10 protein-coding genes are annotated in these 12,925 nt (G+C 68.4%); 7 read left to right on the top strand and 3 right to left on the bottom strand.

Annotated features, from left to right (window positions below; genetic code table 11):
• Positions 1 to 106 precede the first annotated feature (106 nt).
• Positions 107 to 1,903: an acyl-CoA dehydrogenase family protein gene (locus HUW53_RS16715; protein ID WP_237346902.1), complete on the bottom strand. Its 1,797-nt coding sequence runs from the start codon at positions 1,901 to 1,903 to the stop codon at positions 107 to 109.
• Between the two features lie 180 nt (positions 1,904 to 2,083).
• Between HUW53_RS16715 and HUW53_RS16710 the strand changes: the two genes are divergently transcribed.
• From HUW53_RS16710 to HUW53_RS16695, 4 genes are all read left to right on the top strand, one after another.
• Positions 2,084 to 3,187: an L-threonylcarbamoyladenylate synthase gene (locus HUW53_RS16710; protein ID WP_237346901.1), complete on the top strand. Its 1,104-nt coding sequence runs from the start codon at positions 2,084 to 2,086 to the stop codon at positions 3,185 to 3,187.
• A gap of 8 nt (positions 3,188 to 3,195) precedes the next feature.
• Positions 3,196 to 3,675 carry a GNAT family acetyltransferase gene (locus HUW53_RS16705; RefSeq protein ID WP_237346900.1) on the top strand — a complete coding sequence of 160 codons (480 nt, stop codon included), beginning with the start codon at positions 3,196 to 3,198 and terminating at the stop codon, positions 3,673 to 3,675.
• Positions 3,676 to 3,762: 87 nt separating this feature from the next.
• Complete coding sequence (locus tag HUW53_RS16700; protein WP_237346899.1) at positions 3,763 to 4,692, top strand: histone deacetylase family protein; 930 nt, start codon at positions 3,763 to 3,765, stop codon at positions 4,690 to 4,692.
• A gap of 105 nt (positions 4,693 to 4,797) precedes the next feature.
• Positions 4,798 to 5,862 (top strand): hypothetical protein, encoded by a 1,065-nt coding sequence (locus HUW53_RS16695; RefSeq protein WP_237346898.1) that lies wholly within the window; start codon positions 4,798 to 4,800, stop codon positions 5,860 to 5,862.
• A 44-nt stretch (positions 5,863 to 5,906) separates the two neighbouring features.
• Here HUW53_RS16695 and HUW53_RS16690 read toward each other — a convergent pair whose 3' ends face one another.
• Positions 5,907 to 6,602 carry a TIGR00266 family protein gene (locus tag HUW53_RS16690; protein ID WP_237346897.1) on the bottom strand — a complete coding sequence of 232 codons (696 nt, stop codon included), beginning with the start codon at positions 6,600 to 6,602 and terminating at the stop codon, positions 5,907 to 5,909.
• Positions 6,603 to 6,802: 200 nt separating this feature from the next.
• Between HUW53_RS16690 and HUW53_RS16685 the strand changes: the two genes are divergently transcribed.
• The 3 genes from HUW53_RS16685 (at position 6,803) to HUW53_RS16675 (ending at position 10,078) form a co-directional block, all read left to right on the top strand.
• Entirely contained in the window at positions 6,803 to 7,945 is a 1,143-nt protein-coding gene (locus HUW53_RS16685) for a hypothetical protein (RefSeq protein WP_237346896.1), read from the top strand.
• 90 nt (positions 7,946 to 8,035) lie between these two features.
• Positions 8,036 to 9,529 (top strand): protein adenylyltransferase SelO, encoded by a 1,494-nt coding sequence (locus HUW53_RS16680; RefSeq protein ID WP_237346895.1) that lies wholly within the window; start codon positions 8,036 to 8,038, stop codon positions 9,527 to 9,529.
• A 309-nt stretch (positions 9,530 to 9,838) separates the two neighbouring features.
• A complete protein-coding gene (locus HUW53_RS16675) occupies positions 9,839 to 10,078 on the top strand; it encodes a BrnA antitoxin family protein (RefSeq protein WP_237346894.1) in 240 nt (79 codons plus the stop codon).
• A 188-nt stretch (positions 10,079 to 10,266) separates the two neighbouring features.
• Here the strand turns inward: HUW53_RS16675 and HUW53_RS16670 are convergent, their stop codons facing one another.
• Positions 10,267 to 12,891, bottom strand: coding sequence for a beta strand repeat-containing protein (locus HUW53_RS16670; protein ID WP_336885719.1), 2,625 nt, complete (start codon positions 12,889 to 12,891; stop codon positions 10,267 to 10,269).
• Positions 12,892 to 12,925 lie beyond the last annotated feature (34 nt).

Below are 12,925 nucleotides of genomic sequence, written 5' to 3'. Positions count from 1 at the left end.
ATGAAGCGTTGCGCCTCGTGCGGAGCGCCTTGTGTGGGGCGTTGGGGTGTTTTGGGTTGGTGCGGGGTCCCGGTTTGGGGGGACCCCGGTTGGGGTTGGGGTGGGTTCAGGGGAGGGAGAGGAGGGGGTCGGCGGTGAGGAGGCTGGAGGGACCGGCTTCGACGATGTCCTCGAGGCCCTTGGCCTGGGGGCAGAGGTTTTCGGCGAAGAAGCGGGCGAGCGCGATGCGGGCCGCGTGCCGCGGGTCGCTGTCGCCGGCGAGCCGGGCCTTGTGGGCGGCGAGCGCCGCCTTCGCCAGATAGGCGCCGCCCGCCGCCCGCGCGAACAGCCGCAGATAGGGCGTGGCCCCGGCCAGCGCCTTCTCGTTTTCCTCCCCCAGCCGGTCGAGCTGGATCCGGGTGGCGCGGCCGAGCGCGTCCACCGCCTCCGCCAGCTTCTCCCCGGCCCGGCCGAACGCCGGCAGCTCCAGCGCATGCACCTCGTCCGCGATGTCGCGGAAGTCGGCGATGAGCGTCATCACCACATCGCCCCCCTCCTGGGGCAGCTTGCGGGTGACAAGGTCGATGGCCTGGATGCCGTTGGTCCCCTCGTAGATCGCGAAAATGCGGGCGTCGCGATAGTGCTGCGCGGCCCCGGTCTCCTCGATGAAGCCCATGCCCCCGTGCACCTGCACCCCGAGCGAGGCCACCTCGATGCCGATGTCGGTGGAAAACGCCTTCGCCACCGGGGTCAGCAGGCTCGCCTCCGCCAGCGCGCTCGCCCGCGCCACCGGATCGGCCAGACGCCGCGAGCGGTCGAGGGCGTCCGCCGTCATCAGGCAGATCGCCCGCGCCGCGTCGGTCTCCGCCCGCATGGTCAGCAGCATCCGCTTCACGTCCGGATGGTGGATGATCGGCGCCATGCCCGCGCCGCCGTAGCTCGCCGCCTTGCCCTGGCGGCGCTCCCTGGCATACGCGAAGGCCCGCTGGGTCGCCCGCTCGGCCACCGCCACCCCCTGGATGCCGACCGCCAGCCGGGCGTTGTTCATCATGGTGAACATGCAGGCGAGCCCGCGATTTTCCTCCCCAACGAGATAGCCGACCGCGCCCTCGCCCGTCTCGCCGAAGGTCATGGTGCAGGTCGGCGAGCCGTGCAGGCCGAGCTTGTGCTCGATCCCGGTGCACACCACGTCATTGCGCGCGCCCAGCGTGCCGTCCGCGTTCACCAGATACTTCGGCGCCACGAACAGCGAGAGGCCACGGGTGCCGGCGGGCGCATCCGGCAGGCGCGCCAGCACCAGGTGCACGATGTTCTCGGCGATGTCGTGCTCGCCATAGGTGATGAAGATCTTGGTGCCGAAGATGCGATAGCTGCCGTCCGCCTGCTTCACCGCCTTCGCCCGCAGCGCCGAGAGGTCCGAGCCCGCCTGCGACTCGGTGAGGTTCATGGTGCCGGTCCACGCGCCGGACACCATCTGCTCCAGGAACGTCTTCTGCAGCGCCGGCGAACCATGGGCGGTCAGCGCCTCGATGGCACCCTGGGTCAGCACCCCGCCGATGCCGAACGACGGCGAGGCGGTGTTCCAGAACTCCGTCAGCGCCGAGGTCAGCGTGGTCGGCAGGTGCTGGCCACCGAAATCCGCCTCCGCCGCGACCGCGTTCCACCCCGCCGCGTTCCAGGCCTGGAAGGCCGCCTTCCAGCCGCTGGGGGTGGTCACCGCCCCATCCTTGAGGGTACAGCCTTCAGTATCGGCGCCGCGGTCGAGGGGCTCGATCACAGAAGCTGCGAACTTGCCCGCTTCCTCCAGCACCGGCTCCACCACGTCCAAGGTGAGATCGACGAGCCCCTGCTCCATGAGCCGCGGCAATGAGGTGCAGGTCTTCAGGAAAAACAACACATCCTCGACCGGCGCACGATAGGCCATCACTCTCTCCTTGCGATGCGCGGCCCCCTGTCCCCTCGGAGGTCCCGCGGCTTGACCGGGCCCTTCACCCGCGCTCTAAGCGCAGGCGCCGGCCGGGCCCCAATTCGCGGCGACGGCCCCCGTTCGTCAAGTCGCGCCCGCCGGCCATTGGTCGCAGCCGCGCCCCGCATGAAGGCACACATGGTTCGCTCCCAAGGCCCCATCCCTCCGGGCACCGGGCCGGGCACGCCTCAACCGGGCAGTCCTGAGCCGGGCCCGCCTCGGCCCGCCCCCCGAGCCCCGGCGCGCGACACCCGCGTCGTCGGCGCCGATGCCCAAGGCCTCGCCCGCGCCGCCCGGCGGCTCAAGGCCGGCGGCCTCGTCGCCTTTCCCACCGAGACCGTCTACGGGCTCGGCGCCGATGCCGCCAATCCCCATGCCGTGGCCGCCCTCTACGCCGCCAAGGGCCGGCCCGCCTTCAACCCGCTCATTTCCCATCTCGCCGATCGCGAACAGGCCTTCGCCCTCGGCGCCTTCTCCCCCGCCGCCCGGCGGCTGGCCGAGGCGTTCTGGCCCGGCCCCCTCACCCTGGTGGTGCCCTATGCCGGAGGCGGCCGGGTCTGCGACCTCGCCCGCGCCGGGCTCGACACCATCGCCCTGCGGGTGCCCGCCCATCCCCTGGCCCAAGCCCTCATCGCGGCCTTCGGCGGCCCCGTGGTCGCGCCCAGCGCCAACCGCTCCGGCCATGTCTCCCCCACCACCCCGGAACATGTGCTCGACGACATGGCCGGCCTCATCGACCTGGTGATGGCCGGCGGCGAGACCCGCGTCGGCGTCGAATCCACCATCCTCGACCTCACCGGCGGGACCCCCCGCCTGCTGCGCCCCGGCGGCCTCACCCGCGACACCATCGAGGCCCGGCTCGGCGCCCCGCTCGCCGACGCCGCCCCCGGCGACGACGCCCGGCCCGCCGCCCCCGGACGCCTCGCCTCCCATTACGCGCCCCGCGCCCGGGTCCGCCTCGAGGCCGACGCCGTGGCTCCGGGCGAGGCCCTCCTCACCTTCGCCGGCGCCCGCCCGCCGGGCAGCGCCGATGCCGCCACCATCCTCGACCTCAGCCCCGGCGGCGACCTCGCCGAGGCCGCCGCCCATCTCTATGGCGCCCTGCGCCGCCTCGATGCCTCCGGAGCCCCGGCCATCGCCGTGGTGCCCCTGCCCCGCGCCGGCCTGGGCGAGGCCATCGCCGACCGCCTCGCCCGCGCCGCCGCCCCGCGCCCTTCCTCCAACGACGAGCCCCAGCCATGAACCCCGCCATGAGCCCCGCCACGAGCCCCGCCTTCCGCGACCTCGACCTCGTCATCGGACATCTGGAAGAGGCCGACATCCCGGCCCTCGTCGACCTCTGGGCGCGGGCCGGGCTGATCCGGCCCTGGAACGATCCCCACGCCGACATCGCCCTCGCCCGGCGCGGACCCCACTCCACCATCCTGGCGATGAAGGCCGGCCCCACCCTGCTCGGCGCGGTCATGGTCGGGCACGACGGACATCGCGGCTGGGTCTATTACCTCGCCATCGATCCCGACCATCAGCGCCAGGGCCTCGGCAGCCTGATCCTCTCCGCCGCCCAGGACTGGCTGCGCGCCCGCGCCGTGCCCAAGCTCATGCTGATGGTGCGACCCGACAATGCCGACGTGCGCGCCTTCTATCACGCCGAAGGCTTCATCGAGGAACCCCGCATCGTCTTCTCCAAGAGGCTCGACGACAAGAGGATCGACGACGAACAGAACACCTGACTTTGAGCCGTCGCAAGGCTGGGGGGCAGACCGGGAAATATGCTATGGGTGCACAAAAAGAATGCCCATAGGGAGGTCGCCGGCTTCATGTCCACTCTGCTCGTCACCCATCCGGCCGGGCTCAATCACCTGACCCCGCCCGGTCATCCCGAACGCGCCGACCGGCTGCGCGTGCTGGATCGGATCTTCGAGCAGGAAAAGTTCTCCCTCCTGGTGCGCGACAGCGCCCCGCGCGGCGCCCGCGACGACATCATCCGCGTCCACCCCGCCGATTTCTTCGACGCCATGGGCGGCGCCTCCCCCGCCGATGGGCTGGTCCGCATCGATTCCGACACCGTCATGTCCCCGGGAAGCTGGGAAGCCGCCCTGCGCGCCGTCGGCGGCGCATGCTTCGCCGTCGACGAGGTCATGGACCGAAAGGTCGCCAACGCCTTCGTCGCCATGCGGCCGCCCGGACACCATTGCGAAACCCGCAAGCCCATGGGCTTCTGCCTCCTCAACCAGGTCGCCGTCGCCGCCCGCCACGCCCAGGCCAGATACGGCCTCGAACGCGTCGCCATCGTCGATTTCGACGTCCACCACGGCAACGGCACCCAGCAGATCTTCTGGGACGACCCGTCCGTCATGTACGCCTCAACCCACGAGATGCCCCTCTTTCCCGGCACCGGGGAACTCTCCGAGACCGGAAGCGCAAACACCATCGTCAACGCCCCCCTGCGCGCCGGAGACGACGGAACCCACTTCAAGGAGGCCATGGAAACCCGCGTCCTGCCCCGCGTCGAAGCCTTCCACCCCGACCTCATCCTCGTCTCCGCAGGCTTCGACGCCCATCTGCGCGACCCCATGGCCGCCCTCCGCCTCCTCGACCCCGACTTCGCATGGATCACACGGCGCCTCATCGACATCGCAGACCGATCCTGCGCAGGACGCATCGTCTCCATCCTCGAAGGCGGATACGACCTCGAAGCCCTCGCTTCCGCCGCCGCAGCACACGTCACTGCTCTCATCCACGGATAAATTAAAAAACGCACACATTCCCATAACAAAAGGAAACCTGGCGTCCTGACGTCAGCAAAGACAGTTTTGCGGGTTCCATCGGGCTCATCATGAAGAGGGAAGGAGATGCGCCTCAGTCCCCGTGCTCTTTGTGTCCTGATCCTGGCCATCGGCTGCCTCGGGCGAGAGGCGGCGGCGACCGAGCCCCAGAACTTTGGCGGGCAAAGCAAATCCATTTCCCTGCCCTACCTCAATGCGGCCGCGCCGGGCGCGCCGATGACCGACCGGCCGCAGCTCGACCTTTCAATCGGCGGCGCGAAGCTTAAAGCGCTGGTCGACACCGGCTCCACCGGCGTCGCCTTCTCCGCCGCGCGCATCCCACACCTGAGGAGCCTGCCCCATCTGGGGCGGGGCGAACTCGTCTACACCGGCTCCCGGCGCGTGCTGCGCGGACGCTGGGTGCTGGCGCCGGTGACGGTCTCGGGCGCCGACGGGGCAAGCATCACCACACGCCCGATCCTCGTTCTGGCGGTGGAGGCGCTGCGCTGCCTGCCGGGATCCAAGTCCTGCCGTCCGCGCCGCAAACCTGACGACATCGCCATGCTCGGCGTCGGGTTCGCGCGCAGAACCCGGTTTCCCGATCCCCACGTCAATCCCTTCATGTCCGCGGAGGATATGGGAACCGCGGAACATCCCGGCGCCATGCGGCGCGGCTACATCATCTCGCGGACGGGCGTGCAGCTCGGCCTCAATGCGGCGAACACCGCCGGCTTCTCCTTTGTGAAGCTCGGCAAAGGCGAGGCGGGTTCGCAATGGGCCCCCGCCCCGGCCTGCATCGCCCTCGACGATAGGGCTCCGGCCCGCGGCACCATGCTCATGGATACGGGCGCGGGCGTGATGTTCCTGCGTGTGCCATACGCTCACAGGGGGCGCGCGGAAAGCGGGCGTGTCACCCTGCCCGACGGCACGCGCATTCACATCAGCGTGCCCGGACTTCCGGTCGCGGCCTATTCCGTCCGCGTCGGCGACAGCGCCGATCCCATGGTTCCGAACAAGGCGGTCCTCGCCGGCCCGCCCCACCCGGCGCCGTTCGTCAACACATCCTACCATTTCCTCAATGGCTTCGATTATCTCTACGACGCCGATGGCGGCTATGTGGGCGTGCGCCCGCTGGCCGGCGGAGCCAGATAACAACCGGCCGGGAGGCCCCGGCCGGACCATGCCGCGGGCGAGCCTCAACGCCGCTCCTGCGGCATGTAGGGCGCCAGCGCATGGGCGAGCTTGGCGGGCGTGAGCGTCTGAAGCCAGACATGGCCGGGGCCCCTCAGCCGCGCCAGGAACAAGCCGTCGCCGCCGAACAACACGTTCTTCACCCCGGAAATGGTGGTGATCTCGAACGACACGCTCTCCTCGAACATGCCCACATGGCCGGGATGCACCAGCAGTTCCTGACCCGGCTGAAGGGTGTAGCTCACGATCTCGCCGCCCAGCTCCACGAAGGCGCTGCCGGACCCGGTCAGATGCTGAAGCACGAAGCCGTTGCCACCGAACACCCCGGCGCCGAGCGACTGCTGCACGCCGATGCTGAGCGACAGGCCCATGGAGCCGGCAAGGAAGCCGTGGCGGTGGATGAGGAAGCCGCGCCCCGGCGCCACCTTGGCCTCGATGATGTTGCCGGGCACGGTGGCGGCAAACGCCACCAGCGCCTCGCTCCCCTCTGCCGTAAACTCGGTCATGAACAGGCCGCCGCCGGAGATGGCACGGCCGATGGCCGATAACAGGCCGCCCGCCCCGCCGGTCGCCGCCGTGGTGCGCATGGCCACGTTGGGCGTCATCCAGGACAGGCGGTCGGGCTCGGCGAGCACGCCTTCGCCCGGCTCCAGAGTGAAGGTGACGATGGGAAGGGTGGTGCCGGTGATCTCGCTGCGCATCGAAACCTCGTTTGCATCCGGTCGCGGCGGGCGCCAAACCGGCCGGCCGCGGCTCCAGACAAGCAGCATCACCATGCCTGCGCAACGCCTGCCCGTGCGCGGCGCCGCCGGCTCCTGCGGTATCAAGCCACGGCGCAAGACGCTCCCGCCATGGTTTGATGGGGCATGATGGATGCGGCCGCGTGCCGCCGAGGAGAATCATGTCGATCATCCGCCGCGCGCCCGCCGCCCGCGCCCTTCGCCGCGCGATCGTGATGCTTGCGCTTTGCGGCGCCCTGCCGGGAACCCTGCCGATGGCCCATGCCGCCTCGTCCACGGGCGCATCGTCCACGGGCGCATCGTCCACCCCCATGGAAGCAACGCCCCGGCCGGTGATGCTCCGGTACCTGAATGCTCCACCCGAGGGCCGCCCGCTGCTGCGCACGCCGAAGCTCGGCATCGCCATCGGCGGTCGCTGGCGCCGGGCGGTGATGGACACCGGGTCCACCGGCATCGTCATCTCGGCCAGCGCCATTCCCGATCTTGAATCGCTGCCGGATCTCGGACCGGGCACCCTCACCTATTCCAGCTCCGGCCGGGTCATGATCGGCCGTTATGTGCGCGCGGCGGTGACCCTTACCGGGGCCGATGGCGCCTCGGTCACAACCCGTCCGCTACCGGTGCTCGCGGTGACGCGCATCGACTGCCTGAAGACCGCCCGCCGCTGCCAACCCAATCCGGCGCCCCATCGGGTCGCCATGCTGGGGGTCGGCTTTGCCCGCGAGAACGACCACCAGAGCGGGGGAACGCCCCGGAAAAACCCGTTCCTCAACCTGCCTGGCATGGCCCTGTCGGGCGAACCGCCGGGCACCCTCGGGCGGGGCTACATCGTCACCCGCACCGGGGTGCAGGTGGGCCTTGGAGCCGGTGACGGCGCGGATTTCGCCCGCGTGCCTCTGGCGCCCTCCCCCACCCCCGGCGACTGGCAGGCGACACCGGCCTGCTTCGCCCTCGCCGGTCGCACACCCCCCGCCTGCGGCACACTGCTGGTGGACACGGGGGTCTTTCGCAGCTTTCTCACCGTGCCCGAGACGCAGTTTTCCGGCCTGCTCACACCCGACGGGCGCCCCGTGCTCGCCGATGGGGTGCGCCTCGACGTCACGCCCGGCCCCGGCGTCACCGCGCCGCGCTATGGCTATGTGGTCGGGGACCGCGCCGATCCCGTGGCGCCCACCGAGGTGATCGTGGTGGCGCGGCCGGGCCAGCCCGCGTTTCTCAACACCTCCGTGCGCGTTCTGAACGCCTATGATTATCTCTACGATGCCGACAAGGGCGCGGTCGGCTTCCGCCGCCTCTCCCCCTGAGCGCGAGCGGCTGGACACATCCGGCGGAAGCGATCACCCTGCCCTATCGGTCCCGGGCCTGCCCATTTTCCCGGGGGAGATTGCTTTGCCATGTCCACGATCACAGCCACCACGCTTCATATTCCGTTCGACAATTCCTATGCGCGCCTGCCCGAGACCTTCTTTGCGCCGGCCCAGCCCACACCGGTTTCCGCGCCGCGCCTCGTCAAGCTCAACACGGCCCTTGCCGAGGAGCTGGGCCTCGACCCAGTGGCCCTTGCCACGGACGAGGCGGCGGCGATGTTCGCCGGGGTGCGCGTGCCCGAGGGCGCCGAACCCATCGCGCTGGCCTATGCCGGACACCAGTTCGGCCAGTTCACGCCACAGCTCGGTGATGGCCGCGCCATCCTGCTGGGCGAGGTCATCGACCGCGCGGGGCGCCGCCGCGATATCCAGCTCAAGGGCTCCGGCCCCACCCTCTTCTCCCGCCGTGGCGACGGCCGAGCCGCCATCGGCCCGGTGCTGCGCGAATATCTGGTGAGCGAGGCCATGGCCGCCCTGGGCGTGCCGACCACGCGGACCCTGGCGGCCGTCACCACCGGGGATCCGGTCTGGCGCGAGCGGGCCTTGCCCGGCGGCGTGCTGGCGCGGGTCGCGTCGAGCCACATCCGCATCGGCACCTTCCAGTTCTTCGCGGCCCGCAAGGACACCGAGGGCCTGCGTGCGCTCGCCGACTACACCATCGCCCGGCACTATCCCGAGCTGATCGGCGCCGCGCACCCCTATGCCGCGCTGCTCGAAGCGGTGATGGAGCGGCAGGCGGCGCTGGTGGCCCGCTGGCAGCTCATCGGCTTCATCCATGGCGTGATGAACACGGACAACATGTCAGTGGCGGGGGAGACCATCGATTACGGCCCCTGCGCCTTCATGGACGCCTACCATCCGTCCACGGTGTTCTCGTCCATCGATTACATGGGCCGCTACGCCTACAAGAACCAGCCGCAGATCGCCCATTGGAACCTCGCCCGCCTTGCCGAATGCCTCATTCCGCTGCTCCACGCGGAGCGTGAACCCGCGGTCGAGGAGGCCAACGCCCTGCTGGGCACCTTCCCCAAGCGGTTCGAGGCGGCCTATCACGCCGGCCTGACCGCCAAGATCGGGTTGCCCGGCGGCGCGGCGACGGATGTGGCGCTGGCCCTCGAACTGCTCCAGGTGATGCAAGCCCAGAAGGCGGATTTCACCCTCACCTTCCGTGGCCTCGCCGCGGCCGCCGAGAGCCCGGACGGCCTCACCGGCGTGCGCGACCTGTTCCTCGACCGCGATGCGTTCGACGCCTTCGCCACGCGCTGGCGGGCGCGCCTTGCCGAAACCGGCCACGCGGGCGCGGCGATCCGTGCCGGGATGGAGCGGGTGAACCCGAAGTTCATTCCCCGCAACCACCAGGTGGAATGGGCGCTGGACGCCGCCACGGAACAGGGCGACTACGCCCCCTTCGAGGAACTGCTGGGCGTCATCCAGCACCCCTTTGATGAACAGCCGCGCTTTGCCGCCTATGCCGGGCTGCCACCCGAGATGAAGGACTACCAGACCTTCTGCGGCACCTGACGGCAACGGCTCGCGGCCGACATGCCGGCCGCGAGCGCCCGCGACAAGACGGCGAGCGACGCCCCGCCGGCGACGCTCAGGACCCAGCCCCGTCGCTGTCCAACGGGCTGAAAATCAGGCTCCCGAAAAACCCTCGGCGGTTTATATACGAAACCCGCCCTGGTGCTTCAGAAACCATTCATAGGTCTCGCGAAGACCGTCCTCGAGGCGGATTTTCGCGGTCCAGCCCATGCGCACCAGCCACCCGACGTCCCAGCCAGACCGACCCCGACCCCATCGCACTGAACCGCCCCAGGAAGGACACCTCTGATGGCCCGACCACCATTCCGCAGCACAGGATTTTCCGCGCGCGAGGCCGCTGAAGTGGCTTTCAAGGCCGCAACGACCAAGCCAGCCGAGACTCCACCGCAGGCCCCCAGCCTTCCAAATGCAAAGGAAACCGTCTCGCTCCGCTTGGATCGGGCCGTGCTTGAGTATTTCCAGGAAGACGGACCCGGGTGGCAAGAGCGGATCAATGAGGCGCTGCGGCAGGTAATCGCCTCGAAATAGCCACCGCCAGCGCGATGCCGAAAACGGTGGCTGGCCGGATGTGCGATTAAATTATCGCCTGATTTGTTAAGTATTCAGAATATCTACAATTGAAATTGAATGAAGGGTGCCCGCAATTGGGCACCCGACTAAGTTTCGGCTGCGGCGATAACCTTCCGCCGCATCCCATATGGCATGGCCGACGGGGGTCAGAGCACGATGCTGCTTTGGTCCAGCGAGGTGGCGCCCGCGATCTTGATGCTCAGGTCAGCCACCTTGTCGCCGTTCACGTCGCCCATGAGGTAGCCGCCGCTGAACCGTAGCTGTCCCGCCGTGCCAGAGAAGGCCTTCGAGCCGATATAGACGAAGGCGTCATTCTTCGCGGTGGCAGACATGGCGTCGATGACGGAAAGGGCGATCACGTCTCCCGCCACCGCTGAGAAATCGGCGATGGTGTCGAAGTGTTCCGAAGTGGAATCGGAAAGGCCGCGATAAATGAACTGATCGGCTCCGCTCCCACCAATCAGTGTGTCGACATCGGCGCCGCCTTCGAGCCGGTCGTTGCCTGAGCCGCCCGCAATCCGATCCGAACCGTTCCGGCCGCGAATCCAATCGTCGCCGCCATTCCCGGAAAGGCGATCGTTGCCGGCGCCGCCGATGATGGTGTTGGCAAGGGCGTTGCCGGTCCCGGAGAAATTGCTCTCGCCCGTATAGGTCAGGTTCTCGATTTCGCCGCCGAGAACGTACGAACTCAGCGTCGTGCGGACGGTATCGGTCCCCTCGCCCGCCTGTTCGCTGACGCGATCCCTGCTGGAGTCCACCACATAGGTGTCGCTGCCTTGGCCACCGTAAAGCCAGTCGCGCCCGGCTCCGCCATCGAGGAGATCAGCACCGGCATCACCGACAAGGGTATCGTTACCAACCCCGCCGGTCAGGATATTGGAGAGAGCATTGCCAGTTCCGGTGAAATCGTGGTTGCCCGTATAGGTGAGGCCATCAACGTTGTTGCCAAGGGAGTAGGAGTTTAGGGTAGTGTGGACGGTATCGAACCCTTGATCCTGCTTTTCGCTGACAAGATCGGCGCGGGAGTTCACCACATAAGCGTCACCGCCGATTCCGCCGTAGAGTTTGTCTCCTCCGGCTCCGCCATCAAGGAAGTCATTGCCGGCGCCACCGTATAGAGTGTCGCCATCGGCGCCGCCCCTGATGATATTATCAATATTATTTCCGGTTCCGATGAATGAGTTATTACCTGTATAGATCAGGTTCTCGACATTATCGGCAATCTGGTACTGCGATAAGGCGGTGCGGACGGTGTCATCGCCGCCGCCCACCTTTTCGATGACGGCGTCGCGCCCCGAATCGACGGTGTAGTCGTCGTTCCCCAGGCCGCCCTCCATGCGGTCAGCACCCGCTTCGCCGATCAGGCGGTCATTGCCGGAGCCGCCGTAAAGCGTATCGTTGCCTGTCCCGCCGACAAGATTGTCATTTCCGCCTTCACCCGTCAGCGTATTTGCGCCGTCGCCGCCCCGGATGATGTTGGCGAGGCTGTTTCCGCGACCGGAGAACGTGTCGCTACCGGAATAGATCAGGTTCTCCGCGTTCGCGGTCAGTTGGTATTGCGACAGCGTCGTGATCACGAGATCCTCGCCCTCGCCGGCATTCTCCACGACCACATCTCCGGTGGCGCCCACCAGATAGAGGTCGTTGCCGGCGCCGCCGATCAGCCTGTCATTGCCGTCGCTGCCGTCGAGGACGTTCGCCGCCGCGTTGCCACGCAGGGTGTCGTTGCCGGTGCCGCCCGTGAGATTCTCGATGGAGATCAGCGTATCGGTGCCGCCACCGCCGGTGTTCTGGGCGCCGGCCTTCGTCAGATCGACGCTCACCGCCGTGGTGATGGAGGAATAGGCGGCTGTGTCGCTGCCGTCGCCGCCAGTGAGGGTGTCGTTGCCGAGGCCGCCAAGCAGGATGTCGTTGCCGGCGCCGGCGATCAGCCTGTCATTGCCGCCGCTGCCGTCGAGGACGTTCGCCGCCGCGTTCCCGCGCAGGGTGTCGTTACCGGTGCCGCCCGTGAGATTCTCGATGGAGATCAGCGTATCGGTGCCGCCACCGCCGGTGTCCTGGGCGCCGGCCTTCGTCAGATCGACGCTCACCGCCGTGGTGATGGAGGAATAGGCGGCCGTGTCGCTGCCGTCGCCGCCAGTGAGCGCATCATCGCCGAGGCCGCCGTTGAGCGCGTCGTTGCCAGAGCTGCCATCAAGGGTGTCGTTGCCATCGCCGCCAAGAAGGATGTCGTTGCCAGAGTCCCCATTCAGGATGTCGTTGCCACCAGCTCCGATGAGGCTGTCGTCGCCTCGACCTCCATCGAGACGGTCGTCGGCCCCGATATCGTCCGACCAGTCGCCATAGAGCCAATCATTGCCCGTGCCACCGAGTAGCCGGTCGTTGCCTCGGCCCCCGATGAGCTGGTCGTCACCGGCGCCGCCGGTGAGCCTGTCATGGCCCGAGCCGCTGGTGATGTTCACGGCCTCGATGTTCTTCACCGTGGTTCCCGCCTCGCCTCCGATGGTCACAACGGAGGTGGAGCCGGCCTCGGTATTCAGCGTGAAGGTCACACTCGTGGTTGCACCACTGAAGTCCAGCGCCGCAGTGTCATCGTCCGCGCCGCCGTCCAGCGTGTCCTTGCCACCGTCGCTGGAGAGGGTGTCGTCGCCATTGCCGCCACTAAGCGTATCGTTGCCGAGGCCACCATTAAGCGTATCGTTGCCCGCGCCGCCGGTGAGCCTGTCATGGCCCGAGCCGCTGGTGATGTTCACGGCCTCGATGTTCTTCACCGTGGTTCCCGCCTCGCCTCCGATGGTCACAACG

The organism is Xanthobacter agilis (assembly GCF_021730435.1).
Lineage (GTDB): Bacteria > Pseudomonadota > Alphaproteobacteria > Rhizobiales > Xanthobacteraceae > Xanthobacter > Xanthobacter agilis.
Note: the sequence above shows the minus strand (reverse complement) of the source record. Positions and strands in the feature narration are given on the sequence as shown.